Source organism: Fredinandcohnia onubensis (assembly GCF_002734215.1).
GTDB classification, from domain to species: domain Bacteria; phylum Bacillota; class Bacilli; order Bacillales; family Bacillaceae_L; genus Ferdinandcohnia; species Ferdinandcohnia onubensis.
The window spans coordinates 1-25633 of the sequence record NZ_NSEB01000025.1 but is presented as its reverse complement, the minus strand read 5'-3'; the positions used below and the strand labels follow the sequence as shown (position 1 = coordinate 25633).

23 protein-coding genes are annotated in these 25633 nt (G+C 41.0%); 4 read left to right on the top strand and 19 right to left on the bottom strand.

Annotation, left to right across the window (positions count from 1 at the left end):
• Window positions 1-82: 82 nt before the first annotated feature.
• The 4 genes from purU to rbsK form a co-directional block, all read right to left on the bottom strand.
• Window positions 83-967: a formyltetrahydrofolate deformylase gene (purU, locus tag CKK03_RS22375; RefSeq protein WP_099364722.1), complete on the bottom strand. Its 885-nt coding sequence runs from the start codon at window positions 965-967 to the stop codon at window positions 83-85.
• 97 nt (window positions 968-1064) lie between these two features.
• A complete protein-coding gene (locus CKK03_RS22370; RefSeq protein ID WP_099364721.1) occupies window positions 1065-2213 on the bottom strand; it encodes a M20 family metallopeptidase in 1149 nt (382 codons plus the stop codon).
• A gap of 187 nt (window positions 2214-2400) precedes the next feature.
• Entirely contained in the window at window positions 2401-3327 is a 927-nt protein-coding gene (locus tag CKK03_RS22365; protein ID WP_099364720.1) for a nucleoside hydrolase, read from the bottom strand.
• Window positions 3328-3409: 82 nt separating this feature from the next.
• Entirely contained in the window at window positions 3410-4342 is a 933-nt protein-coding gene (gene rbsK / locus CKK03_RS22360) for a ribokinase (RefSeq protein ID WP_099364719.1), read from the bottom strand.
• 141 nt (window positions 4343-4483) lie between these two features.
• Between rbsK and CKK03_RS22355 the strand changes: the two genes are divergently transcribed.
• The gene (locus tag CKK03_RS22355; RefSeq protein WP_099364718.1) at window positions 4484-5305 is read left to right on the top strand and encodes a purine-nucleoside phosphorylase; all 822 of its coding nucleotides are present in this window, start codon (window positions 4484-4486) and stop codon (window positions 5303-5305) included.
• A 66-nt stretch (window positions 5306-5371) separates the two neighbouring features.
• Here CKK03_RS22355 and CKK03_RS22350 read toward each other — a convergent pair whose 3' ends face one another.
• From CKK03_RS22350 to CKK03_RS22320, 7 genes are all read right to left on the bottom strand, one after another.
• Window positions 5372-6493 carry an ROK family transcriptional regulator gene (locus CKK03_RS22350; RefSeq protein WP_180271362.1) on the bottom strand — a complete coding sequence of 374 codons (1122 nt, stop codon included), beginning with the start codon at window positions 6491-6493 and terminating at the stop codon, window positions 5372-5374.
• A 246-nt stretch (window positions 6494-6739) separates the two neighbouring features.
• Window positions 6740-7492 (bottom strand): sugar isomerase domain-containing protein, encoded by a 753-nt coding sequence (locus CKK03_RS22345; RefSeq protein ID WP_099364716.1) that lies wholly within the window; start codon window positions 7490-7492, stop codon window positions 6740-6742.
• 11 nt (window positions 7493-7503) lie between these two features.
• A complete protein-coding gene (locus CKK03_RS22340) occupies window positions 7504-8670 on the bottom strand; it encodes an N-acetylglucosamine-6-phosphate deacetylase (RefSeq protein ID WP_099364715.1) in 1167 nt (388 codons plus the stop codon).
• Complete coding sequence (locus tag CKK03_RS22335) at window positions 8660-9439, bottom strand: glucosamine-6-phosphate deaminase (protein WP_099364714.1); 780 nt, start codon at window positions 9437-9439, stop codon at window positions 8660-8662. The genes CKK03_RS22340 and CKK03_RS22335 overlap by 11 nt, the downstream gene beginning before the upstream one ends.
• Entirely contained in the window at window positions 9436-10689 is a 1254-nt protein-coding gene (locus CKK03_RS22330; protein WP_099364713.1) for a neutral/alkaline non-lysosomal ceramidase N-terminal domain-containing protein, read from the bottom strand. Before CKK03_RS22330 ends, CKK03_RS22335 begins: the two co-directional genes overlap by 4 nt.
• Before the next feature lie 15 nt (window positions 10690-10704).
• Window positions 10705-11931 carry an AGE family epimerase/isomerase gene (locus CKK03_RS22325; protein ID WP_099364712.1) on the bottom strand — a complete coding sequence of 409 codons (1227 nt, stop codon included), beginning with the start codon at window positions 11929-11931 and terminating at the stop codon, window positions 10705-10707.
• Window positions 11932-11949: 18 nt separating this feature from the next.
• Window positions 11950-13464, bottom strand: a complete 1515-nt coding sequence (locus CKK03_RS22320; protein WP_099364711.1) for a sodium:solute symporter family protein — start codon at window positions 13462-13464, stop codon at window positions 11950-11952.
• A gap of 391 nt (window positions 13465-13855) precedes the next feature.
• On the opposite strand from CKK03_RS22320, the gene CKK03_RS22315 reads away from it, so the two are divergent.
• The 3 genes from CKK03_RS22315 (at window position 13856) to CKK03_RS22305 (ending at window position 17496) form a co-directional block, all read left to right on the top strand.
• On the top strand, window positions 13856-14788 hold the full coding sequence (locus tag CKK03_RS22315; protein ID WP_099364710.1) for an LCP family glycopolymer transferase: 933 nt from the start codon (window positions 13856-13858) through the stop codon (window positions 14786-14788).
• A 157-nt stretch (window positions 14789-14945) separates the two neighbouring features.
• Window positions 14946-15398, top strand: coding sequence for a hypothetical protein (locus tag CKK03_RS22310; RefSeq protein ID WP_099364709.1), 453 nt, complete (start codon window positions 14946-14948; stop codon window positions 15396-15398).
• A 439-nt stretch (window positions 15399-15837) separates the two neighbouring features.
• Window positions 15838-17496, top strand: coding sequence for a PAS domain-containing sensor histidine kinase (locus tag CKK03_RS22305; RefSeq protein ID WP_099364708.1), 1659 nt, complete (start codon window positions 15838-15840; stop codon window positions 17494-17496).
• A gap of 271 nt (window positions 17497-17767) precedes the next feature.
• Here the strand turns inward: CKK03_RS22305 and CKK03_RS22300 are convergent, their stop codons facing one another.
• The 8 genes from CKK03_RS22300 to CKK03_RS22270 form a co-directional block, all read right to left on the bottom strand.
• Entirely contained in the window at window positions 17768-19444 is a 1677-nt protein-coding gene (locus CKK03_RS22300; RefSeq protein WP_099364707.1) for a methyl-accepting chemotaxis protein, read from the bottom strand.
• Window positions 19445-19987: 543 nt separating this feature from the next.
• A complete protein-coding gene (locus CKK03_RS22295) occupies window positions 19988-20959 on the bottom strand; it encodes a Gfo/Idh/MocA family protein (protein WP_099364706.1) in 972 nt (323 codons plus the stop codon).
• Window positions 20960-21095: 136 nt separating this feature from the next.
• Complete coding sequence (locus CKK03_RS24210; RefSeq protein ID WP_281254553.1) at window positions 21096-21224, bottom strand: YwzD family small protein; 129 nt, start codon at window positions 21222-21224, stop codon at window positions 21096-21098.
• A 129-nt stretch (window positions 21225-21353) separates the two neighbouring features.
• On the bottom strand, window positions 21354-21725 hold the full coding sequence (locus CKK03_RS22290; protein ID WP_099364705.1) for a hypothetical protein: 372 nt from the start codon (window positions 21723-21725) through the stop codon (window positions 21354-21356).
• Between the two features lie 135 nt (window positions 21726-21860).
• On the bottom strand, window positions 21861-22880 hold the full coding sequence (locus CKK03_RS22285; protein WP_099364704.1) for a zinc-binding alcohol dehydrogenase family protein: 1020 nt from the start codon (window positions 22878-22880) through the stop codon (window positions 21861-21863).
• 144 nt (window positions 22881-23024) lie between these two features.
• Window positions 23025-23702 (bottom strand): GntR family transcriptional regulator, encoded by a 678-nt coding sequence (locus CKK03_RS22280; RefSeq protein ID WP_099364703.1) that lies wholly within the window; start codon window positions 23700-23702, stop codon window positions 23025-23027.
• A gap of 107 nt (window positions 23703-23809) precedes the next feature.
• Complete coding sequence (locus CKK03_RS22275; RefSeq protein WP_180271361.1) at window positions 23810-24265, bottom strand: NanQ anomerase/TabA/YiaL family protein; 456 nt, start codon at window positions 24263-24265, stop codon at window positions 23810-23812.
• A gap of 270 nt (window positions 24266-24535) precedes the next feature.
• Window positions 24536-25528, bottom strand: coding sequence for a Gfo/Idh/MocA family protein (locus tag CKK03_RS22270; protein WP_099364701.1), 993 nt, complete (start codon window positions 25526-25528; stop codon window positions 24536-24538).
• Window positions 25529-25633: the final 105 nt, after the last annotated feature.

Genomic DNA, 25633 nt, shown 5'->3' with positions numbered 1-25633 from the left:
TTCTGCTATAGTTTTTGCAAAGTTATCAAAAAAGAGAAGTGATCTGTTCGAACACTTCTCAACAAATACACATTTATATCAATTAAAATACGATCGTCTTATTATTATCCACAATGATTCGGTCTTCCAGATGCCATTTCACCCCACGTGCGAGCACGCTTCGTTCCACACTTTGTCCAATTTTTTTCAGTCTTGCAACATCGTCTCGGTGGTCAACACGGGCAATATCCTGTTCAATAATCGGACCCTCGTCTAAATCATTGGTTACATAATGAGAGGTTGCACCGATTAATTTTACCCCGCGTGTATAGGCGCGCTCATACGGTCTAGCCCCAACAAACGCTGGCAAGAACGAGTGATGGATATTAATGATTTGGTTCGGATACTCCGCCACAAAGTCAGGTGTTAACACCTGCATGTAACGAGCTAACACGATCAAATCAATTTCATACTCTTTTAAAATCTGCAGCTGTTGCTCTTCCACCTGTTTGCGGATATCCTTGTTTGCCGGTATGTACACGAATGGAATACCAAGATTTTCAACAACAGGTCTTGCGTCCTCATGATTGCTCACAACGAGCGAAATGTCCGTCATCAAGTCTCCGCTTTGCCATTCCCATAAAAGTTCATGCAAACAGTGAAGCTGCTTTGATACAAAGATAGCCGTTCTTTTCACATTTTGAACGATCAACTTCCACTCCATTGAAAATTTTTCAGCAATCTCTAAAAATGCAGACTCCATCTCAGGCTTTTTCTCTGTTAAAGATGGGCAGTCAAACTCGATTCGAAGGTAAAACGTACCCTCTTCATGGTGAGTCGAATACTGACTCGATTCAATAATATTCGCATCAAACGAATATAAAAATTGAGAAATAGCCATCACAATTCCAGGCTGGTCAGGACAACTCACCAACAACCTTCCACGATTCTCATTCTTACTCTGAAACTCTTCCCTATTAAAAAACATATCCATAACCTCACATTTGGGACGGAGGGACTGGTCCCTCGTCCCACCATTTTTTTCCTGGGACAAGGGACCTGTCCCTGTGTCCCACGTGTCCCGCTTATTCGTTTGCTAGTTTTGCGATGAGTAGGGCGACGAGTGCACTCCTTACTGGCATTTGCGAGATAAGGAGGTGCTCGTTAGATGCATGTGCACCATCACCTACTGGCCCTAAACCATCTAAAGTTGGGGCAAATTGTGATGCAAAACTGCCGTCACTACCGCCACCACTTGCTTGATCTTCTAGTTCGAAGCCAAGGTATTCCTTCGCTATATCTTTTGCTGTTTCGAACATTTTACTAATTTCCGGCGTTTTTTCCATAACTGGACGGTTGATTCCACCCGTTACCTCGACCGTTAAACCTTCTTTGGTTGGCTTTATACCTTGAATTAATGGAATGACGCGTTCAAATTCTACGTTATTTTTCACACGTAAATCCAATTCTGCCTCAGCTTCTGCAGCAACTACGTTTGAAGCACTTCCACCTTTTACAAGCCCGATATTGAGTGTTGTTCCTTTTTCGAAGTCCGTTAAGCCATGTAAATAAATGGTTTGGCGTGCAAGCTCCTCGATTGCGCTTATTCCTTTTTCAGGCTCTATGCCAGAGTGTGCTGCGCGTCCCTGTACTTTAATTGTAAACATCCCGACGCCCTTACGAGATGTTTTGAGTTTCCCCTTGGTTGAAGCCGCCGCGGATTCTAGAACAAGCACATATTTACTCTTTTTCGCTTCGGCTTCGATTAAGTCCCGTGAGGACTCACTACCGATTTCCTCATCCGACGTAAACAACATGACAACCTTTGTTTCCAAAGGAACATTCAGTGTTTTAAGAGCATTTACTGCAAACAATCCTTGCACAATACCGCCCTTCATATCAAATGAGCCTGGCCCATAAAGCTTGTCTCCGTCAATCCGGAATGGGAGTTCCTCAAGTGTGCCCTTTGGCCAAACCGTATCCATATGAGCTAAAATCAGAATTTGCTCATTTCCCTCACCGAATTCACAGCGGAAATGATCCCCAAAATGCTCATTATCAAACGTCTGGATTGAGCCTCCCACATACTTTTTATAAAGCTGCTGAACCTGCTCACCAACTTGGTCCACCGCTTCTTTATCATGAGATGGAGATTCTATCTCGACTAACCCCTTCAGAACCTCCACCATCTCAGACTCTTTCTCCTTCAAATACGCCACAACCTGCTGTTCCATCAAATCCATGCCACCTTTATACGTGGGACCAGGGTCTTTTGCTTCCCTGGGTCAGAGGGACAGGTCCCTCGTCCCACCATTTTTTTCCTGGGACAAGAAAGTGAGTCCCTATGTCCCGTTTATTATTACAATATTACAACAACAAAGCCCATGCTACTAGTTTTAATAGCATGAGCTTGAAATTTTTTTATTGACCAGCTGGCATTCCTTTTAGAAAGTGTTCTAAGAACCTAGATGCGTCAACCTCTGTGCAGACATTGATTTTAGGCTCTCCTTCTTCTGAAACCGGCACCGTTCTTCCGTCTTCTTCCCCTTCAGTAATGACGCCAACTCCTATGTATTTTGTTTTCACTAAACTCTGATCAATTGCCACACCAACAGCCAATGGATCATGGAGGCCGCATCCGCCAATTCCGGGATTAGCGGATTCATAAAAATCATGATAAAAGCCGACCATATTCGCAAAAAACTCCCCGACTTCGGATTCAGATTTCCGCCAAGCATCCACATTTTCTCTTGGCAACAGGGTCTGCATGGTTACATCTAAGCCGACTAAGGTAATCGGTAATCCAGATGAGAACACGACTTCCGCAGCCTCGGGATCAGTAATAATATTCGCTTCCGCGTGTGGTGTCACGTTCCCTGGCACAAAGACAGCTCCTCCCATAATCACCACGTTCTTTACAAACTCGACTATCTCCGGAGCTTTTTTAACCGCTAGGGCTAGGTTTGTCAACGGCCCCACGGCAATTATCGTTACCTCATGAGGAAGCTTTTTTACCTGTTCGATAATAAAATCGACCGCATGCTCTGATTCCGCTGATGTTTGAGGTTCAAAATCCAATACATTACCTAATCCATCTTCCCCGTGCACATGTTTCGCATAGCCCTCACGCGGCTCACGATTTAGGGGCTTGTCCGCACCAGCAAATACCGGGATCCTTTTTCCAAGCTTCTCTAAAACAGCCAACGTGTTTCGGGTCGCCTCATCAACAGCAACATTTCCGTAGCATGTCGTTAACCCCATAATATCAAGCTCAGGCGAGTTCACCGCATACGCAATCGCCATCGCATCATCAATTCCTGTATCCACATCAAAAATAACCTTCTTCATCGTTTACCTCCTTGGGACAGAGGGACAGGTCCCGGGTCCCACCATTTTTTTCCTGGGACGAGGGACCTGTCCCTGCGACCCACTATTGGTCAGTGTCACCTGTCCCTTGTAATTTTTTTGTTTCTTCAAGTGTTGGCATTGAGGCTTGGGCGCCTTTTTTGGTGACGGTTAGGGCACCAACAGCATTTGCAAATTCAGTTGCCTCTAGCAGGTTTTTTCCGCTTGCGAGCGCTGTGGCAAGTGCACCTGCAAATGCATCACCCGCTGCTGTTGTATCAACCGCCATCACAGCGTGCGGCTCAATAGCAAACACATTTTCTTCCCTCGACACAACAACACCTTTTCCACCAAGCTTAGCAAAAACAATCCCCACACCTTTATTCAAAAGCCAACTGCTAGCTTTTTTAGCGGATTCCACATCCGTAATTTTCGTTTCGGCCACAACCCCTAACTCGCTCTCATTCGGTACAAGGTAGGTCACTTTTTTTAATAGTTCGTCTGGCAGCTTTCGTGCAGGCGCAGGATCGAGCATAACTGGGACATTATGTGCATGCGCGATATTCGCAACTTCAATTACTGTTTCCAAAGGAATCTCCAGCTGTATCATCACAAGCTTTGCCTCACGAATAGCCGCTTCGTGTTTCTTCACATATTCCGGTGTCACATGGTCATTGGCACCCGGCGAAACAACGATACTATTATCCCCTTCGGCATTTACACTAATCACCGCAACGCCGGATGAAACGCCGCTGACTTTTTCAATAAACGAAGTGTCCGCACCGACTTCATTCAATCCGTTTAAAAGCTGCTCACCGAAAAGATCATCCCCGACACAGCCAAGCATCGCAACCTTCGCCCCAAGCTTTGCGGCAGCATACGCTTGGTTGCCACCTTTCCCACCGTTGCCAGTAAAAAAGCCATGACCGAGCACCGTTTCACCCCATTCAGGGCGCTCCTTCACATTCACCACCATATCCACATTCAAACTACCCACCACAACAACATCCGCACTCATCCAACAACCCCCTATGGGACAGAGGGACAGGTCCCGCGTCCCAAATTTGAAAAAACACGATTTTCATATAGAATATTATAGACAAACAAATGAGCAGTAGCAAAAGCTAATGCAGTGAAACGAATTAGGAGGAATATACATATGCATAAAACTGCAGATATTATGGAGGCAATGAATTACATATTGAGTAAAACAGACCATCGGCCGACTATTGGGATGATTCTTGGTTCGGGGCTTGGCACGCTTGCGGATGAAATTGAAAATGCGATCGTCATCCCTTACAACGAGATTCCCCATTTTGCGAAGTCGGAAGCAGTTGGCCATGCGAATGAGCTTGTGATTGGACAATTGATGGGAAAAACTGTTGCGGCAATGAAGGGTCGGTTCCACTATTATGAGGGCTTCACGCTAGATGAAGTGACTTTTCCCGTACGTGTTATGAAAGCACTAGGCATTGAAAATCTACTAATCACAAACGCTTGTGGAGCTGTGAATACGAGCTTTAGCCCTGGGGATCTGATGTTAATTACGGACCACATCAATTTAGTTGGGACAAATCCATTGATTGGTCCGAACAATCCTGAATTAGGAACCCGTTTCCCTGATGTGTCCGAGGTTTACAACAAAGGGTTGCGAGGAATTGCGATTGCGGTTGCTGATGAAAAAAAGATTACACTACAACAAGGTGTGTATGCCTGGTGGAGTGGTCCTGCTTACGAAACGCCAGCTGAGATACGGATGATCCGTACCCTTGGAGCCGATGCTGTTGGAATGTCAACCGTCCCAGAAGCAATTGTCGCTGTACACTCAAGCATGAAGGTTCTTGGTATTTCATGTTTAACTAACATGGCCTGCGGAATCTTAGACCAACCCCTAAGCCACGATGAAGTAATCGAGGTAGCAGGTAGAGTCAAAACAAAATTCATCGAGCTAGTAAAAGGGGTTTTAGAGAGAGTAGAATAAAGAGACGGGGGAAGGTCCTTGTCTCGAGTGTACGTAAATAGGCAGGGGATATCTCCCCTGCCTGTTTTATTCTCTTTCAAAATCCAAGACGACTGCGGTTGCAGCTCCCAAGGACTGGGAAAATGGCTCTTCGTTGAAATGTATATGTGTTTTGGAGAATGGGATTTTGAGTGCGTTTTGTTCGAGATACGTCATGAGCGAATGTTGGAATGCTTCATTTTGATTGTATGGACTATCGATGATAATCCTACCTGGGTTCAGTAAATGAATAATATTAATGAGTGAAGTCCCTAAATATATTCCGTATTTCTTAAGTTGAGCCTCAATCTGTTTTTCCTTTACCTCAACAGAACCCGACATATTGATCGCTTCCATGTGCCCCATCCACTCTTGAAATGCTTTCCTGCTTATCAGTTTCTCTAAACATCCACGTTGGCCACACCCGCATAATGGTCCATTTGCATCAACAGAAATATGACCGATTTCCCCCAATGTCCAACTGTCCCCATTCCATATATGGCCTTCAGACGTAAAGGCACCTCCGATTCCATCTCCAATTCGGATATAAAAGGAGCTTTTTGAACCCGACTCATCTCCCATTCCAGCTGAACATAAAGAAGCCATGTTTACATTATTTTGTAAGATAATCGGAACTGCGATCTTGTCTTTTAACTCTTCATAAATCTTGAAATTTTTCCATCCAAGATTTGTAGAATGATATACGATCCCCTCATCCGCATTCACAATTCCTGGGATCCCAATTCCGACACCTACTACTTCCGGATGTTCAAGCACCAGGGTTTCCACTATTTTTTGAACTTGCCGAATCACTTTTTCCTTATCTTTTCCTTCTACCTCTAAAAAGCCGCTTGCTAAGGGATCTAAGTAAAAGTCTGTAACTGTATACTTTATACCATTGTGGTGAATGGCGATGCCAATCGCCTTAAAGGCATTCTGATTTAATTCAATGACAATCTTTGGCCGGCCAGCCCGTTTTAAATCTTTGACTCCTACTTCTTTGATGATTCCATCCTTTACGTATTGATCGACAATTAAGGAAATCGTATTTTTGCTAACTCCCATGGCTTTCGCCAAGTCTTTTCTTGAGGTCTGCCGATACTTCCGTAAAAGAGATAAAACCTTTTTCTGATTTTGTTCACGCAGAACCCCTGGGCCTCTTGTTCTCATTTCACAATCCTCATCTCTTTCGTCCAATAACATACCGCTATTATACCAAGTGATGCAATCAAATGCGCCTTGGCGTGTTTGCGCCCGATTTTTTTTCGAGCTTGCTCGAAAAATTTCCGCTGAAAAAATCGTGGCATCCGCCGGAGGCTTAACTTTATTCAGTCCGAGTTTGAACCCCGACTGAATTGTTTACTCTTTTTACATTCATCCCCCACTTTTAGAAATAGGGACATCTGCTGAATAAAGTTATAGTTTCCTAATTTTATGCTTAAAACGTGAAATAAACTGATTATTCCATTCATCTCCACCAGCCGCATTGCCACTTTTCCAAATTGGCGGTTGAATGCCTTGTTCTACAAGCTTAGCAGTGGCTTCCATTGCAATGGAATTTAAAATAAATGCGTTCACGAAGGTCGAAACCGCGCCTACCTTTTGCTCCAGATTTTCAATATCAATGACTGCGTCTCCGACATCTACCTTTGAGTCAATCGCAAGGTCAACGACATCATGAAGATTTTGTTTTGAGGGGTGTCTTGCTGGATGTCCCTCAGGCGTATCTAAGGCATGCTGCTTTGAGGATACACCTATTGTTTTTACACCTAATCGTTTTGCCTCTAGAGCAGCATCGATTGTTGCAGCATTAATTCCGTAGGCATTGATAATGATTAATAGATCACCAGCTTGCAAACCGTAATCATGTAACACAATCTTTCCATAGCCTGGTGTTCGCTCGATTGCCATGGAACGTAGCGCCCCTCCACTTAATAATGTCCCTTCATCTAAAATGGCACTCACATGCATAAGTCCACCCGCACGAAAGAATAATTCCTGAGACGCTAAATTGGAGTGTCCTCCTGGCCCGTAAGCATATACAATTTTATCTTCCTTAATGTGATGAGCTACCACTTCGGCAGCGTTCATGATATTCTCCGATTCTGTCTCGATTACCTGATCCATATACGCTTTTACTTTTTCATAGTATTCAAGTGCATACTTCATTCCTTTCACCCCTACTTTACAGTTGTCTTCTTATATAAAACGTCTCCAGCCTTTATCGTTTCGATTACTTCCATCCATTCATTATGCTTTTCATATAGGAAGAAATCTGCAGGAGCTCCTACTTGAAGGCCTCTTGCCTGATCCATCTTCATAATGGTTGAAGGTAAAACCGAAGCTTTATCAATTGCTGTCGGTAAGTCCGTGATTCCCATTTGAACAATCCGATTTACACCCCAGAGGATACTTTGGGCTGAGCCAGCCAATAATCGTGGTTCTCCTTTTAAATGAAGCCGCCCTTCCTCTGTTAATGTAACCTCACCACCCACAGAAGCTATGTAATCACCAGAAGGAAGACCTGCTAGTGCAACACTATCGCTGATGATGAGCATTTTCTCATTTTTGACCTTCTCTATTACCTTCAATACTGAAGGTGGCAAATGAAATCCGTCGGCAATTACAGTTGCAGCTAAAGTGTCTTCCGCTAACTGGTCCCATAAATAGTTCGGGTGTCGCGGCAGCTTGACATGGGCGCCATTACCCAAATGAGTTGACATCTTTGCGCCCGCTTTTACTGCCTTTTGAATCTGGTCAGACGTCGCATTTGTATGCCCAATTGAAATAAGTACTCCAGAATTTGAAGCCGATTTTATAAATTCATCGGCATAATCCCACTCCGGTGATAGGGTAACAATTTTAATCAATCCATTCACAGATTCATTCAATCTCTTAAAAAACTCCCAATCTGGCTGCCTAATATAGTCAAGATGATGTGCGCCCCTTGGGCCATCTTCCATAGATAAAAATGGACCCTCTAAATGAATCCCCGGTATCATTTTCTTAACAAGCTCGTTCTTAGAAATAGCACTTGAAATCATACAAACTAGTTTTACTAAATTTTCATACGAATTTGTAATAACAGTTGGATAAAAGGACGTTACACCCTGCTCGAGCAAACTATAGCAAACGCGTTCAATATCCGATTCCTTCGTTGCAAGTGAATTAAAATCAATCCCCATATATCCATTAACCTGCAAGTCAACAAATCCCGGAGCAAGATATGTCTCGTTTTCTACTTCGGCCGGTTCAATTGATTCAATGATTCCATCTCTAATCTCAATACGGACACCGCAATCCTCTTTATAATGAATGCCTTCAATGACAAGTTTTTCATTCGCCATCCTGTTGTTCATCTCCAAATGAATCTTGATCCACATAAAGATATGCATTCTCATGTGTTCTCAAAATCGATGCCGGACATTCTGTACTAATTGGCCCATTTAAGGTTTGATAGACTGCCTGCCGTTTCGTACTGCCTGGAACCATACAGTACATGTATTTCGCAGAAAGTAACGTAGGAATTGTTAACGTTAAAGCATAAAGAGGAACCTCTTCTATCGTGGTAAAGCAGCCATCATTGACCTGTTGTTGCCTACAAATATCATCAAGCTCCACCTTCTTTATGACCTTTTTATCCTTAAAATCCGCAACAGGTGGGTCATTAAATGCAATGTGACCATTTTCACCAATCCCAAGACAAACGATATCAATTGGTTGCTTTTGAAGAAGCTGTGTATACCGTTCTACTTCATTTTCATTTGAACTATCAAGTAAATGAACCTCTTTGAATGGAACTTTCGTAAACAATCTTTCTTTTAAAAAGTTTTGAAACAGCTGTGGTGCGTCCTTATCAAGTCCCACATACTCATCCATGTGAAAAGCGATAATCTGATTCCAATTAATTCTGTCGTCACCTATTAAATATTGTAAAAACTCATTCTGCGAAGGAGCTGCAGCAAAAACCATACGTATCTCTTCTTGATTTTGCTGTAACTTTACTAGTTGGTTCGCCACATCACGAGCCGCATATTCTCCCATTTCATTACGCGTTGTAAAAACGTAGTATGTTAATTGATCCTTCTGTCCGCTTCTTTTTATATTCACTTTCATTCACCTTCTAGTATGTTATCGATTGCATTCTGGATTATTTTTTCCGTTTCTATGTGAAAAGGGGCCGGTAAGCCAAAGTAGTAAATAAACTCCTCCGCCTCATAGCCACCTTCCATAAGCTGTGTTTGGCTTGGAATATATCCGATCATTCCATTACTGTATCCAAGGGCAAGGACCCCTGAATCAATCTTTTTCACATATTGACTGTAGTGCTGAACCATTTCACCGTTAAAAAAGATAAAACGGAGCTTGTTGCTTATTTCCAGATACTGTATTTCTAGTCCTGTTTTATTTTTATCTTGCCAATTTTTTTCAATATGTTGTTTCCAAATACTAATAACTTCGGGTTCCATGTCATCATTGACGGTATACTCTTTTTGAAAAGGTAAGGAAACCCGGGAGGAATAAGCTTGCAATCTATCAGAATGTATCACTTCAACATCACTTATGTTCATCCCAGATATAATATCCTCCGCTAATTGGCTCCCAATTGCCTCCATGTCTTGTAGGCTTCCCCTAAAAAACGTATGATCTTTTATTAAAGCCGGCCTCACATCGCCACAGCATCCCTGCAAAAAGCCAATCACTGCGTGGTGATAGGTCTCTTTTAATCTAGCGCAACAAACTCCGGTATATTCTGATGAGACCACATTTGCATCTGTTGTTGTTGGATGACAAGCATGGTGAATCAACATTGCCTTCATATCTTGTTTTCTATTTTCAAACGTGATGATGGTTACCTCTTTGTCAATCGGAACACTCAGATTCGGGCTCATCGCCATTTTGTTTTCGTACTGTAATCGACGGTAAACACCAATATCACTTGAAGTTTTCCTTCTCACGATCGTCACCGGTTCTTTGTTGGTGATTGCGCATTTAACACTTTTCAGTATGATGTCTTCCAATGACTCTATAAAACTCTGATCTCTTACACCTAAGAGACTCGTAAAAGCTTCACTTGTTTGCGGGCCAGAATGGTTATGTGTGGCATGAAAACAAATGGAATCTCGCTTTACGGAATACTCATCTGCCACTCTTTTTCTCCATGTATCCACAAGTTGGTCATCCCACCAAATGACATCTCCAATGAAAAGTAATAAGGTCTTTCCATTTTGTTCAAAATAAAAGGTTTTTAGAAAAAGTGGAGAATGAACTTCCATCGCCTTCCCTTCTCGATGTGCAAATCCCGCCAACTGAACTGGTAGCCGCGGTGTCATGTCAATCTCATACGTTCCAAGAAGCAAAGTCATGATTCATTCCCCTTTTCAAAACAGCTTCAAAATCAGAATAAAATTTCGGAGAATATGGAAGGGGTCTTTGACTGGCAATGCGACTACTTTTTGTAACGGCTCACCCTGTCTATCCCGAATTTGAATCCATTCTCCTATTTCCTTGTCTGGATTAGGAAAGGTTGAAAAACTATATTCAAAAAATGTTTTGTACCAGTGTAAAAAGAATTCTTCTTTCGTATGCTTGTAAAGCAATAGCAATGTGTAAAGCGCCTCTGAATGTGGCCACCAAAGCTTTGTGTCCCACGTATCGAGAATTAATTTTTCATACGGGTCATTTATTAGCCTTCCTGCTGGTTCTGCTCCATTTTTATCTACAAACCGAAGTAATCCTCCATGTTCATCATCCCAACCTAAGTAAATCGCCTGCTTTGTTACATTCGATAAAATCTGTAGTTTTTTATGCTGTTCTTCTTCATCCCATTCATGGAGGCTATGAACATGAAACCAAACTGACTCTAATGCGTGCCCAGGGTTTACGTGATTCGCAAGTAAAGTGTCTTCATTACTCGAATCCATTGGTCTCAACTCTACTATTCTTCCATCCTCAAGAATGAATTCTTGCAGGATTCTCTCGCTTATTTGTTTTGCCTTTTTCACAACTGGTTTGGTAAATTTTACAGCTGTTTCTTCCACCTCTTGGGCAACGTTAAGCATGATCATCTGTATGGAATGGGATGAATAGCCAACTGGAATCGGATAGGGTTCTGTTCTAAAATGACCTTGCTCAATTCGCTGATGAATCGATTCATAGACTTGATATGCGTGTTCAAATGCAGTCTCATCAGCAAATACATCTGCATATTTAGTAGCCCCAATGACAAAAAAGCAATCCGCAAACACACTGATATCTTCTTGGCCCTTGATTGGCTTTCCATCATGAGTTACTGCATATAAAACGTGCTGATTCTCCATAACCGTGTGGTTTATTAAAAAATGAAACGTTTTATCCGCCATATTTTTTAAGTGTTGTTTGTTTAAACTAACTTTTCCTTGTTCTGCTAACCGATAAAGCTCGGCACATAACCAGAGAAAACGCCCCTGTGACCACGTGTATTTATCCTTACTTACTAATGTGCTTCCATTATTAGAGAAGCAGGTAAAAACACCACCTGCTCCATCATCAAAGGCCTTTTCCCAGAAAGGCCAAAAATTTTCTTCAATTTCCTTTTTATAAAAGCTAACAAGTTGTTGAGTATCCATGACGAATCTCCTTGCTTCTTATAAAGATGGTGTAATATTCTTTGTATCCTTCGCTAACTCTTCATCAGATTTACTGATTGCCGATAACATGTCTTCGATCTCAGGCTTAACTGGTTTATTTTTATTTAATAAGCCGAGACCAATAAAGATTAATCCTGAAGTAAAGATTGGAGCTCCAAGTTCAACATACAATGCCCAGTCCACTCCATATTTTGTTAGTGCAAACATGGAAAATCCTGCAATAATGGAAGAGATCGCAGCTCTTGAATCACTGTGCTTAAAGGCAGGTAGTAATCCTAACAGCATTGGAATTGAAACAGGTCCAACCAATGCCGCAAACCAAGAAATTAATAGCCCTAAAACTCCTCCAAAATTATCTGAGAAAATCCCAATAATCAGAGTTAATAAAGTGAACGTAAACGTAACAATTCTTGCAATTTTTAAAGATGTCCTTTGATCAAGTCCTTTAAATTTACCTGACATGACAGGGAGGATATCCCTTGTAATAACAGCTGAAATCGTATTTGCATCTGAGGAAGTCATCGACATAGTTGCGGCAAATAGGGAAGCCAGCACAAGACCAATTAATCCTGCTGGTAATAGTTCCTGGGTGATTAGTGCGTATGATTGTGTAGGATCTTCTAGATTCGGTAAAATAAGTGGTGCTGCCCACATTGGGAAAAATAAAATTAACGGCCACACAAGGTAAAGGATTCCTGAAAAAAGAGCTGATTTCTTGGCTTCCTGCCCTGATGGGGACGCAATGTAACGTGCAGCAAGGTTCCAAGTTCCTCCGTTATAACTGAAGAATACGATGAATACGAAAACTAACACATAGCCTAACGTATACGGTTCATTGAACGGTTGACTATTTGCAGGTGGGAGTTTATCCCAAATACCAGTTATGGATCCCCATCCACCCATTTGACTTAAAACAACAAAGAACATGACAATTCCTGCAATGATTTGAACAATAAACTGCGCAAAATCTGTCCATAGATCTGCCCAAATACCACCAACTGTAATATAGATTAACGAAACAATTCCAGATAATAGAATTCCATAAACAATTGGGATTCCAGTAAACACATTAAGTAAAAGCCCAATTGCTGCCCATTTCGCACCAACGTCAAATAACTTTACGAGTACACCACTCCAAGCAACTAATTGTTGGGTTGGCACATTGTAACGCATCGCTAAATATTCCGTTGGTGATTCGATATCAAGCTTTGTTCGTAGCTTCGACCACCTTGGGGCCATTATATAAGCTCCTAAAATAACCGATACAACAATAGGTATCGCCCACCAAACATACAAACTAAATCCATGCGTGTAAGCTAAACCTGCGTATGCCACAAACACCGCACCACTATAACCTCCGACATGGTGAGAAATACCACCTAACCACCAAGGAAGCTTTCCACCGGCAACGAAGAAATCTTTCGACCCCTGTACTTTATTAAACGACCAAAAACCAATGACAACCATAAGTAAGAAAAATGCTATAATGACTCCCCAATCTAGACCACTCATGTTCTTCCCCCTCTTACAATTTTTCTTCCAATAACCCCTTGAATCACTACATCAACTAGCATTATTACTTCGTTTTTTAGACACCTCCTTTAATTAATCCTAATATATGACTAATTATTTTATAAAATACCACAACCACCGATAAATGTAAAATAAATTTAGAAAATTTTGTACTCTTGCGAGGGATTTTTAATAGAATTACAGATTCTCCCGTAGATCTGATCCATGACGTTCAAATCTATCATTTTTGCTTATAAATTCGCACCCTTCGCTAAATTTCGATCCGTACAGACAATATTTGTCCCAAAACTGAAACCTTTTCTACCTATAAAACGTCTAATATATTGTGCAGTTTTTGATTATCCTAATCTTAAAAAAGGTGTTGATTGAAATGAGTCGTGTTGACCGCCATTCGAAACAAAAACCGAAACGGAAATGGCCAAAAGTTCTTGGAACGATTTTTCTTGTTTTATTATTAGCAATCGGTGGATACGCCGTTTATTTATACCAATCAGTGGCGAGTACGGTTGGAAAAATGCATGAAGACCGTGGCCCTTCTGACAAAAGAACCACACAGATCGATATTAGTAAAAAGGATCCTATTTCCATTCTGCTCATGGGTGTTGATGAACGCTCGGGTGATAAGGGTCGTACTGATACGTTAATTATGGTTACTGTGAATCCAAATACGAATTCCATGCAAATGTTGAGCATTCCGCGTGATACACGCGTTGAAATTGTGGGCAGAGGCACTCAAGATAAAATCAATCATGCATACGCATTTGGTGGCGTCGATATGACGATTGATTCCGTCGAGAATTTCCTAGATGTACCGATTGATTACTATGTGAAGGTAAACATGGAAGGACTACAGCAAATCGTTGATGCGCTTGGTGGAGTGCAAGTTAACAGCACATTCGCATTCTCTTATCAGGGTGCATCATTCTCTGAGGGAAGTCAAACTCTAAACGGGGAAGAAGCCCTTAAATATGCACGAATGAGATACGACGATCCTCGTGGTGACTTCGGTCGACAGGATCGCCAAAAGCAGGTTATCCAAGGGATTATCGACAAAGGGGCAAGCATCACTTCTGTTACAAAAATCGATGATATTCTCGGAGCACTTGGCAATAACGTCACAACTGATATCTCCTTTGACGAAATGAAAACCATTCAGGGAAACTATAAGGGTGCTCGTCATAACATCGAGCAATTTAGCATCAACGGAGTCGGCAAAACCCTAGACGCATGGTACTGGATCGTCTCCGAAGACGAACGCCAAGCCGTTTCATCCCGCTTGAAAAAACACTTAGAAATTGAATAATTAGGACACAGGGACAGGTCCCTTGTCCCACCACCATCCTGGATATAAAAACTAACAACCGGTTATGATACCGGTTGTTTTTTTAGGTCTTACATGTTTTCCTCCTTTTTCCACATACTAATGAGACAGGTTCATTGTTCCAAAGGAGGTCCTTATGATGAAATTCAAATTTTTACTTTGTATAGCATTATTATTTCTATTGGTTTCGCCAGCTTCGGCTGCGGAGAAGAAGTCACCGTTTTTTGGTGTGAGCGCTACGGTCGTACAGATTGAGGATGGTACATTTGAGGTAAAAACGAATGGCGCTGAGGAAAACGAAGGGTTTGTTTTTTCACCTAGAGGGGTAAAAGGTGGAGAAACGATTGTGTTTGAGGTGCAGGTGAAAGGTGAGGCAGCCGTTTACCTACTTGTGGATGAGACTGATGCGCGAGGAACCTTTTTAGCTGAGACGGTATCCCCGGTGATTGGCTTGCATGACCCGTGGAGAACGATCCAGCTTGAGGTCGAGCTGCAGGACACCACCTCCCAAATCGACGCGATGGTGCTTACGAACAAACAGGAAAAAACCAAATTCATGTTTCGCAATGTAAAAGTAAGTGTGAAAAAGTAAAGGATGTCACCCACAGGTTCTGTCTGGAAGTACAAAAAATTTAATTATTGATAAAATTACAGTAACATTTGAATTAACCATAATATTTAAATAAAAAAATGCTCATGGCGTATAATGCCTGAGCATTTTTCGTTTTATTGGATTGTTCATCTAAAGACCCCTTTATAAATCTTTTCTTTTACATTAACATGAACTAATTGTGAGGGGGCATTACAAAAAGAAGAACTCTTATTAAAGAAAAGCGCCTGCTTAAAGAAAATGATTTTATTTATAAATAACATTGTTGTGATTCCCTACTTTAAACAAGCATGGTAAGTTTAATTTGACAAAATTCCTATTTTTTATGGGTGATTCCTGATAAAATCAGTTCGTAATTAACTTTTACCGTTCATAATTCGATATTTATTGTAATGGTTTTTAGAAGGAGTTTAATGATGAAATGAAATATACAGGTAGAATAATTATGATGTTGATTTATGTTGTCGTAACCGCTGCTTTTAAAACTTTTGATTATGTTGAATTGGGGTACGTACCTGTATTCGAATATATAATTTCTGCAATAATGGTTTATCCCGTATGGTTGACTGGGTTACAGTATGATAAAGCTAAATATTACGCCCAGGAAGCACAGAAAAAAGATAAGGAATTAAATGATCTTTTCAACAGTGTAGATGCTGCAATTTACTCATTTGATTTCCACACTAACAGATTGATGGTTTCATCAAAAATTAGTGATGTCTATGGGTATTCACCTACTGAATTTAAAGAAAACATTATGTTCTGGAAAGAAGTCGTTACCCCGGAGGATATGAAGATTGTAAACCAATTAGAGCAAGAGTTAAGAAAAGGAGAAGAATGCATCGCAGAGTACCGAATACTACTACCAAATGGTCAATTAAGGTGGATCCAAAAACGTATTACCCCTATTTTTGACTTGGACGGAAATCTTATAAAGATAAACGGAATTGATATCGATATCGATCAACGTAAAAAAGTAGAGGAATTACTTACACATAGCCAGGAACAGAATCGTAAACTATTAGAAGAACGTCTGAAGGAAAGCGAACAACGTTTTGAGTCATTATTTGTGCATAATTCTGACCCCATCTTTACATTTGATTTAGACAGGAAATTAATCGAGGCAAATTCAGCTGCCGAGAATATACTCGGTTATACGATTACAGAGCTCCAACAAAAGGAATGGGATTCTATTATCGCTCCAGAAGACCTAGATTTATACAGGGAGCATTTTAAGCGTGTTAGCCAAGGAGAATGGAAAGAATCTACCCTATCAATGATTCATAAAGATGGTAGTAACAGAGTAATTGAGTTAAAAATGATACCTATAATAATTGACCATCAATGTATTGGAATCTATCAAATTACAAAGGACATCACTGAGTCTATATTAGCAGAGGAAAGGTTAAGAAGGTCCGATAAGCTGGCAGCTGTAGGTCTATTAGCAGCCGGAGTGGCTCATGAGATTCGAAATCCATTAACAACCCTTAAAGGTTTTGTTCAATTACTTATGACAGATATTGATAAACATCATGCAGATATTTTGTTATCGGAAATAGATCGAATTAACCTGATCGTGAGTGAATTTCTTATTCTTTCAAAGCCACAAGTAATAAAGTATGAATCGCAAAATATAAAACTTATACTAAGTAAGATCACGTCAATTCTTGAATCCCAGGCCACATTAAAAGGTATACAACTTATCTCAGAATATGATTTAAATATACCGTTCATCAATTGTGAGCAAAATCAGTTAAAACAAGTTTTTATTAATCTTATCAAAAACGCGATTGAAGCTATGCCAAATGGTGGGAAAATTATTATCAAGGTTAAGAAAATCAATAACAAAATGATAGGTATTCAAATTATTGATCAAGGAATGGGGATAGAAGAGGAGAGAATTCACAAACTAGGAGAACCCTTTTATACTACAAAAGAAAATGGTACTGGATTAGGTTTAATGGTTTGTTTTAGAATCATTGAACAACACGGCGGTATTATGAACATTTCTAGTCAAATAAATAAAGGCACAACAGTTGAAGTTTGCTTACCTATTGATTGTCCATTTAGAAATGAGTAAAAGATACTTTTTCCTTAGTAGAAAAGCTAAGAAGATTATTGAGTTTACTTTCGTTTTATCCGCTTTAAAAAACCACAACATAAACGAATACCAAGATAAAACTTATTGGAATGAGAAGAATGTCTCCGGATTTAGCGCCGAATGAGCTCCCCTCTTCCTTTTTTCTATCATATACCCTGGCACTCGTCTAAGAGCCCATCACCCAGCTGGGACAAGGGACCTATCCCTGTGTCCCAACATTGGGCCTGTCCCAGGCGGACGCTATTCCCCACTATTTGTCCCAGGCTTGGATGAGTTGGTTTAGTTCGCCGGCATTTTCTTCGAGTTGTTTGGCACTTTTGGCGACTTCTTCCATGGAGCTGCTTGATTGCTGGGCGGTTGCGGATACTTGTTCAACGCCTGCAGCTGATTCTTCTGCGACAGCCGCGATTCCTTCGATGGCTCCGCTAATTTCTCTTGTATCGTCAAGTACCCCGTATAGCGAGCTTGACATTGCCTCGATTTGTGAACCGATTTCTTCAATCGTCCGTTTCAATTCATTAAAGGTTTTACCTGTCGTTTGAATTTGCTGGGTGCCTTCTTCAACAGATTGATAGCCGTCATCTAAGGATTGAACAACCTGCTTTGATTCCATTTGGATGCCTTTTACAATCTCCGTGATCTCTGCGACCGATCTGCCAACCTGTTCAGCAAGCTTTCGAACCTCGTCGGCGACAACCGCAAATCCTCTTCCATGTTCACCTGCGCGGGCTGCCTCGATGGCTGCGTTTAATGCTAAAAGATTCGTTTGCCCCGCAATTTCCTGAATCACTTTAACAAGCTTCGTAATCTCATTTGTTTTCTGATCCAAACCAATAACGAGCGCGTGTGACTGTCTCATTTTTTCATGGATACTTGTCATTTGTTGAATAGATGTTTCCATATACGAACTGCCGTCGTTTGTCATCGCAAGCATGCCTTGTGATTGGTCCTTGATGCTATCGCCCTTTACCGCAACCTGCATGATTTCGTCCGAGAAGGTGGACATTTTTTCAATTAATGTTGTAGCAGACGTCGCCTGGTCCTCTGCACCGCGTGAAAGCTCCTCCATTGTAACCGCAATCTGCTGACTACCTGCCATAACCTCATCCGCATACTGGGTCAATTCTTCACTTTGACCCGTGACATTGTCGGAAACGACAACCATTTTCTTAACCATGCCTTTTACATTTTCATTCATCTCATTGACCGCGAAAACAAGCTGGCCAATTTCATCTTTGAGCTTCGTTTTAATTGGTTCTGATTGAAGATTACCATTGGAAATCGCCTTCATACGACTGGCTACACTTTTCACAGGTCTAGCAATCACTACGGAGGTATAAATGGAAATCACTGTTCCTAAAATAAGTGCAGCTGCTGCGACCACAAGTCCTACGAAGTTCACTGATTGACCATATTTCACAACATCCGCTCCAGTTGAGACGATCTGTCTTTCACGATCATCAGAAAGCTTTTTTACTTGTTCCATCAACGCATTTGACTTCGGCTGGACATACGTCTGTAAATTATGCATTGCAAGCTCAGTATTTCCGCTATCATAAGGGGCGAATACTTTTTCCTTCATCAATTCACGCCAATTTTTCGTTTCCCGTAAAACCTCTTCAACCTCTTTTATCTTCATCACACTTAATTTTCGATCCGTTAAATCAAATTCTACCGAATAGACATCATATTCATTTTTATAGGAAATATCCCCGTAAAGTACATAGGCTCTCGCAAGCGCAATACTTTGGGCAATATTGTATTTCAAACTATCATATTCTAGTAAAACGGAGAGTTCCTCAGACACAACTTCGTCCGTCTTCTGATTCATATTGGACACCGCTATGTAATTATAGGTCGCTAAGCCTATACAAAGAATGATAATGGCAAAAAAACTAGCAAATAACCTCGTTCGAATACTTTTCATCTATGGTACCTCTTCCTCGTTGATTAGTAGAAAATCAGGCAAAAAAATAAGACCAATCACTAAAAGAATGGCCCAACATGCGTACATTATTGGCTCACCAGGCGATCATGGTACAGTGTTCGGTAGACCCTAAACTCCTGAGTCCAATCCTTTCGGAGAGTTTGCCCGATTCCGATATACGTTTTCTTCTATTAGTATATAAGTTTTTCTACTCTTCAACAATACACCACATCATAATTCCCATTACTTTTTCACTACTAAATCTAGCAACAATTTCATAAAATCTTCCTTATTCGCCGGTAGCACCTCAGGTAACTCCACATTCACCTTCAACATTTAAAATCCCTCCATTATTGGGGAACCATGGGGACGGTTCTCTTGGTTCCTTCTATTACGTTCTATCACTAGTAATCTAGTATTGCCGGATTTTTGATAGATATACATGTTTGATAGAAAAACTTTGGGAGATTTGAGTGAGGGTAGGTAGGCTAAAAGCAGTAAAAGAGGAAGAAACCAAAAAAGCCAGCCAGGGGCTGACTTTTTTTAGTTACGAGCTGAAGCTAGTGCCTGCTCGATCACGCGCATATTTTTCAATGTTTCGTTGACGCTGTACTTAGGCTGTTTATTAGAAAGAACACTTTCTGCAAAATGCTCCACCTGAAGCTTGTACTGGTCACCTTGCACCGTTTCTTCACGTTGGCCAGCTTCGCCGTTCACCACTAGCACACCGTTTCCACCTTCATTGTCAGGACGGAATGCATGCTTCGCTACAATCGAGCCTTTCGTGCCGACCACTTCATACTGCGCCTTAAATGGCTGCTCAAAGCTAACATCAAAGTTCGCAACCACTCCACTTTCAAACTTTAGAGTGCCCGCTGCCGTAATGTCGACGTTATGAGTTGGATGATTGTTAGCAGTCGCCTTCACTTCAACTGGCTCTTCGCCTGTAATCAAGCGACTAGCATGAATGCAATAGCAGCCCACATCATATAACACGCCACCGCCAAGATCCTTTTGCATCTTGATGCTGCCAGAATTCAAATCATGGAGGAAGGAGAAAGTTGAGCGAATGAGCTTCACATCCCCTATTTCGCCGGCTACGATGATTTCCTTCACACGGTTATGCTGTGGATGGAACTGATACATGAATGCTTCCATGAAAATCACATTGTTTTCTGTAAAGGCTGCCGCCATTTCTTCCACGTCTTGTGAGGTTAATGCAGCCGGCTTTTCACAAAGCACATGCTTACCATGTTTCGCTGCTTCAATCGCCCATTGTTTATGTAGTTGGTTAGGAAGCGGAATGTACACCGCATCGATTTTAGGGTCATTCAATAGTTCTGTGTATGATTCATAATGTTTAGGAATGCCAAGTTCAGCAGCAAAATCTTTCGCCTTCTCGCTTTCACTCGCAACAGCTACAACCTCTGCATTATGTGCACGTTCCATCGCTGGAATCAATGTATTTCTCGCAATTTTTGCGGTTGATAAAACACCAAAACGAACCTTTGTCATCTGAGTTCCTCCTAAATTGTTTAGATACTCAACAATTACATATTCTCATATTTTAGGAGATTGTGAAAGGGTTTTATCTTGAAACAAAAAAAGCCAGAGTTCCCCCTCTGACTTCATCCACGCAATATTTATGAAATTATACAGACTGGCAATCTTTTAATTTACCAATCAGGTCCTGCATAACCTCTTCTGTTGTGATAGAAGCTGTTTCTTCTACCTTTTTCTGAATGTCTACCATTATTTTTAAAAGTTGTTCAGAACTCATACTTTTTACCTACCATTCTCATTTTCCAATTAAAAACCATTTTACACTATTCAGCAAATTTTGCAAAGGAAAATTGTGACAAAACTTCAACAAAAAACCCCTAACGATTTGTCAGGGGTTGAAACTTATTTATTGTACTGGAGGAGGTCCGTCACCCATATGAACTCCATCTGCAAAAACTGATAATAACACTTCGCCATTTTCGTGAACAAACGGAACAGCTACCATTGTGTAAACTTTCTCCTCAGAGTTAGGCATTTTTATTGCCATAACCTTATTAGCCCCGGCAAACTTGTATCCCTCATTCTTTTTATCTGCTTTGACCACTTTAAACGCATCTGACTTCAATATGCTCGCTACTGCCTTGTTACGCTCTGCTCCTTGTAAATAGTCGCCACATCCACAATCATCCCCATCCCCATGGGCAGATGCAGTATTTCCAGGTAGTACAAGCATTAACAACACAAGCACGATTCCCAAAACTTTGACAAATTTCCTCATTCCAAACCCTCCCATTAGTAGCTTCATAGTACAAATTACACAGAAATCGACAAATTCCTTTATTTTCTGTAAAAATGGTACTAAAGGCGGGTTACCTCAACATGAATTGATTCTTTTGCACTACAAATGACTACTCTAAAAAGTCAATACAACCTTGCAAACCTCATCCTTATTGTTAATGACTTCTTCCAAAGCTGCTTTGATATCAGTAAATTCGAAGGTATGTGTATGCATTTTCTCAGGTGTAATGGCACCTGATTCTAGTAATTCGATGACATGTGGGAATCGATAATTGTTTAGACGTGATCCCACTACATCAACACCTTTTTTCGTAAAAGCGACTTGTGGAATTTCTGACGGTTTGTTACCCGTTCCTAATGCGACGATTCGACCTGCAGGAGAAACTAATTCCAAAGCCTCTTCTAAACTTCTCGGTGAACAAACGGAGTCGACAATTACTGGTATTCCCTCTCCATCGGTAAACTCCTTAATCGCTTCAGCTAAGCTCTCTTCAAGAACATTTACCACTCGGTCTGCACCCATATCCGTTGCACGCTTCAAACGGTTGTTCACAAGATCAGTCATGATCACTTCTGCCCCGCGTGACTTAGCCACTTGCATTACAGCAACCCCGATTGGACCTGAACCCATAACTAACACCTTGTCGCCTTTTGTAATTCGGCCACGTTCATTCACCTCAACACCAATTGAGTATGGTTCAACTAGAGATACATAAAGTGGGTTAGTAGTATCCTTGTTCACCTTATAAGCATTTTCTTCGGTTGTTTTTACATATTCAGCAAAGCCACCGTCGCGATGTACACCTGTTACTTCAACAGTAGAGCAAACATTGTGATGACCTGTACGGCAAGCATAACAAGTTCCACAGCTATTGACATTATCAACAGCGACTAAGTCGCCCACTTTAACCTTCGTTACCCCGCTGCCAACAGATTCCACAATTCCACCAAATTCGTGGCCGATTAATCGTGGATATGTCGCAAGCGAGTTTGAACCATTGTAGATCCCAACATCTGAACCGCAAATCCCACCAGCGATGACTTTTATAATAACGTCTTTACTGTCAGTAATCTCTGGCTTTGGTACTTCCTTGATTTCCACCTCAAAGGGTTTATTTATCATGATTGCTTTCATATCTCATCCTCCTTATTGAGTCAGCATTATGTTGCACGTCTGTATACTTGTCGACAACTTATGATTTAAAAAAGTATCTTAACAGGTTGTACTGAACTGAAAGTCGTCGAGAATCTTTCCGTAGCCATTCCTGTATTTAGATACTTACTGTCCTTTTGAAATACTTTTTCCAACACTATCAATCATATCTTCGAAGTGCTCATTTAAAATTTTATTAATTTGTTGGTTGTCCTTAGAACTTAGGTATTGTACTATATCTCGATGTTGTTTTAATAAAGGTTCAATTTCATGGGCATTCGAAGAAAATCTTTTTTCAGTTGCAACTAGCATTGCCGCATATATGATTTGGCAAATACTATTCCACAAATGTAAAATTCTTTCATGCCCAGTATCCACTACAATGGTCTCATGAAATTGTAGGTCATAATAGGCAAACTCCATATAGTTTCCGTGCTTTGCTGCCATTTCCATTTTATCAATGGTGACAGAAAGCTTTTGAACGGTTGTTTCACAATCATCCGCTAATAGTTTATTAATGGCAAAGTTTTCGATGAGAATCCGTACATCGTATAATTCACTCATCCCTTTAGGGGTTAGACCTTGTACAACAGCGCCCATTCTTTCAAGTCGAATTAAACCTTCGTGTTGCAGGATTTTTAATGCCTCTCTTACAGGCGATCGACTTGTTCCAAATTTAGAAGCGATTTGATTTTCCGATAACGTCTCACCATTTTTAATCGTACCGTTAATAATTTCTAAGCGAAGCTCGTAAGCTATTTTTTCTCCCAATGAAGCACCGGGTAAATCCGTAACAGGCTCCAAATATCCTCCCACCTTTCAATCTTCTATCTTTAGGATAATAAAAAGAGTATCCTTTCGCAAGAGGGGTTTAAAGCGCTTTCAACCCATTTTTCTGCCAATAGGGCCTATTATTCATTCCAAAGCACTTTAACAACAGCCTTTTTTACCGGCTTCGGTGCGCTTGTGTACATTCCTGGCATATGAGCATCCTCTGGAGTAAAAAGAGCGAACATGCCTTCCTTCACAAGAACGCGGTCCTCTGCTGTAGTCTCTAAGAAGTAAAGATCTCTTTCCTTCAGCTCTTCTACTACTCTTGTATTCTCGACATTTGTATACCCCATTTTTTCCTCACCACGAATGATGTACTGCACATCAGCATAGCGAGAATGACATTCAAAACGTGCTTCCTCGATTCCTTTTGTTTCATATTCATGAATTTGAAGGATTACCTTATCACCGTCGATTTTATATTCTCCAACAGGAAGAGCAGCAAGATCTGTTTCACGTAAATAAATGAGAGCCACTTTCAAACCGGGTTGTATTCCTTCATACAAATGAGCATTTGCTAATTTATCAATAATCACAATGATTCCTCCAATACGAAAACTTAAATCAAATGCGCCTTAGCGTGTTTGCGCCTGATTTTTAGGCCCACAGGAAGTGGGTTATAAAGACGTTGCCACAGGACGTGGCGTTCTTAGTCTTTGATCTTACTGCTCGAATATCTTCCTTTGAAAAATCATGGCATCCGCCGGAGGCTTTAACTTTATTCAGTAAACATACCCCACTGAATTGGTTATACTAGCTTAATTAATCCCACCACTTATAAGTGTCTAAGTCTTCTCTGAATAAAGTTAATCGGTATAATGATTCTTCACTAATTCTTCCATGACTTTACTTGTCCTTAAGGCCGTTTCACCCGTACATGAACAATTTGCATCTACACCTGTTAGTTCCGCAACGATCGTTTCAATCAACGGCTGATGAACATGCTTTGGTTGTTCAAAGTTCCATTCCTCTGTGCCTTCAGAAGTTGTAAGGATAATCGGGTCATTGCTAAAAGTAGAAAAAGAAATCTTTCCTTTACTTCCAATGATTTCATTCATATCTACATTTTCAAAGGCGGAAAAGCACCAACTACCTGTTCCATGGACGCCTGATTCAAACAAATAAGTACCTGTTACAATATCTTCAGCAGGATAGTGTCCTGCTTGATTAGACGCAAATCCCTGTACGTCTACAATCGGTCCTAGTAAAAAGTCTAATAAGTCAATCGTATGGCTCGCTAAATCAAAAAACAATCCTCCACCCGCTAGTTCCGGTTGAACACGCCATGGTAGATTGTCCTTGTCTAAAACATCTTCAGCTACCTTCTGATATTGTGTCGTCTTAACAAAACGAACCTCACCAATTGCATTCGATTCAATTAGTTCCTTAATTTTTAAAAATCTAGGCATCGCTCGACGGTAAAAGGAAACATACAATGGTACTCCCGCTTCCTTGCATACTGCGATCATTTCCTCGCATTCTGTACTATTTAACGCCATTGGTTTTTCTACATACACTGGTTTACCTGCTTGTGCAACCATAATCGCATATTCCTTGTGTGAGGCAGGTGGTGTGGCGATATAGACGGCATCAACCTCAGGGTCAGTTATTAGTGCATCCGCATCGTCATACCATTTTGGGACATGATGACGTTCTGCATAATCCTTCGCAAGCGCACCCGTTCTGCGCATAACGGCAACTAGTTCCGAGTTCTCAATTTTTTGAAACGCAGGCCCACTTTTCACTTCAGTGACATCCCCGCAACCAATAATACCCCAACGAACATTTTGTAATCCCATCTCAGTTTAACCTCCCTATTGGGTCAGAGGGACAGGTCCCTTGTCCCACCATTTTTTTCCTGGGACGAGGGACCTGTGAACTGTGCCCCCAATTTTAGACACTTA

Bases quoted from the DNA above. Each gene is read 5' to 3' on its own strand.
- CKK03_RS22285 (WP_099364704.1), bottom strand. From the start codon at position 22,880: ATGAAAGCAATCATGATAAATAAACCCTTTGAGGTGGAAATCAAGGAA.
- CKK03_RS22320 (WP_099364711.1), bottom strand. From the start codon at position 13,464: ATGAGTGGTCTAGATTGGGGAGTCATTATAGCATTTTTCTTACTTATG.
- rbsK (WP_099364719.1), bottom strand. From the start codon at position 4,342: ATGAGTGCGGATGTTGTTGTGGTGGGTAGTTTGAATGTGGATATGGTG.
- CKK03_RS22305 (WP_099364708.1), top strand. From the start codon at position 15,838: ATGAAATATACAGGTAGAATAATTATGATGTTGATTTATGTTGTCGTA.
- CKK03_RS22290 (WP_099364705.1), bottom strand. From the start codon at position 21,725: ATGAGGAAATTTGTCAAAGTTTTGGGAATCGTGCTTGTGTTGTTAATG.
- CKK03_RS22370 (WP_099364721.1), bottom strand. From the start codon at position 2,213: ATGGAACAGCAGGTTGTGGCGTATTTGAAGGAGAAAGAGTCTGAGATG.
- CKK03_RS22350 (WP_180271362.1), bottom strand. From the start codon at position 6,493: ATGAGAACAAGAGGCCCAGGGGTTCTGCGTGAACAAAATCAGAAAAAG.
- CKK03_RS22355 (WP_099364718.1), top strand. From the start codon at position 4,484: ATGCATAAAACTGCAGATATTATGGAGGCAATGAATTACATATTGAGT.
- CKK03_RS22345 (WP_099364716.1), bottom strand. From the start codon at position 7,492: ATGAAGTATGCACTTGAATACTATGAAAAAGTAAAAGCGTATATGGAT.
- CKK03_RS22365 (WP_099364720.1), bottom strand. From the start codon at position 3,327: ATGAAGAAGGTTATTTTTGATGTGGATACAGGAATTGATGATGCGATG.
- CKK03_RS22300 (WP_099364707.1), bottom strand. From the start codon at position 19,444: ATGAAAAGTATTCGAACGAGGTTATTTGCTAGTTTTTTTGCCATTATC.
- CKK03_RS22330 (WP_099364713.1), bottom strand. From the start codon at position 10,689: ATGACTTTGCTTCTTGGAACGTATGAGATTGACATGACACCGCGGCTA.
- CKK03_RS22310 (WP_099364709.1), top strand. From the start codon at position 14,946: ATGAAATTCAAATTTTTACTTTGTATAGCATTATTATTTCTATTGGTT.
- CKK03_RS22335 (WP_099364714.1), bottom strand. From the start codon at position 9,439: ATGAAAGTGAATATAAAAAGAAGCGGACAGAAGGATCAATTAACATAC.
- CKK03_RS22340 (WP_099364715.1), bottom strand. From the start codon at position 8,670: ATGGCGAATGAAAAACTTGTCATTGAAGGCATTCATTATAAAGAGGAT.
- CKK03_RS22270 (WP_099364701.1), bottom strand. From the start codon at position 25,528: ATGGGATTACAAAATGTTCGTTGGGGTATTATTGGTTGCGGGGATGTC.
- CKK03_RS22295 (WP_099364706.1), bottom strand. From the start codon at position 20,959: ATGACAAAGGTTCGTTTTGGTGTTTTATCAACCGCAAAAATTGCGAGA.
- CKK03_RS22315 (WP_099364710.1), top strand. From the start codon at position 13,856: ATGAGTCGTGTTGACCGCCATTCGAAACAAAAACCGAAACGGAAATGG.
- CKK03_RS24210 (WP_281254553.1), bottom strand. From the start codon at position 21,224: ATGAGTTCTGAACAACTTTTAAAAATAATGGTAGACATTCAGAAAAAG.
- CKK03_RS22325 (WP_099364712.1), bottom strand. From the start codon at position 11,931: ATGGATACTCAACAACTTGTTAGCTTTTATAAAAAGGAAATTGAAGAA.
- purU (WP_099364722.1), bottom strand. From the start codon at position 967: ATGTTTTTTAATAGGGAAGAGTTTCAGAGTAAGAATGAGAATCGTGGA.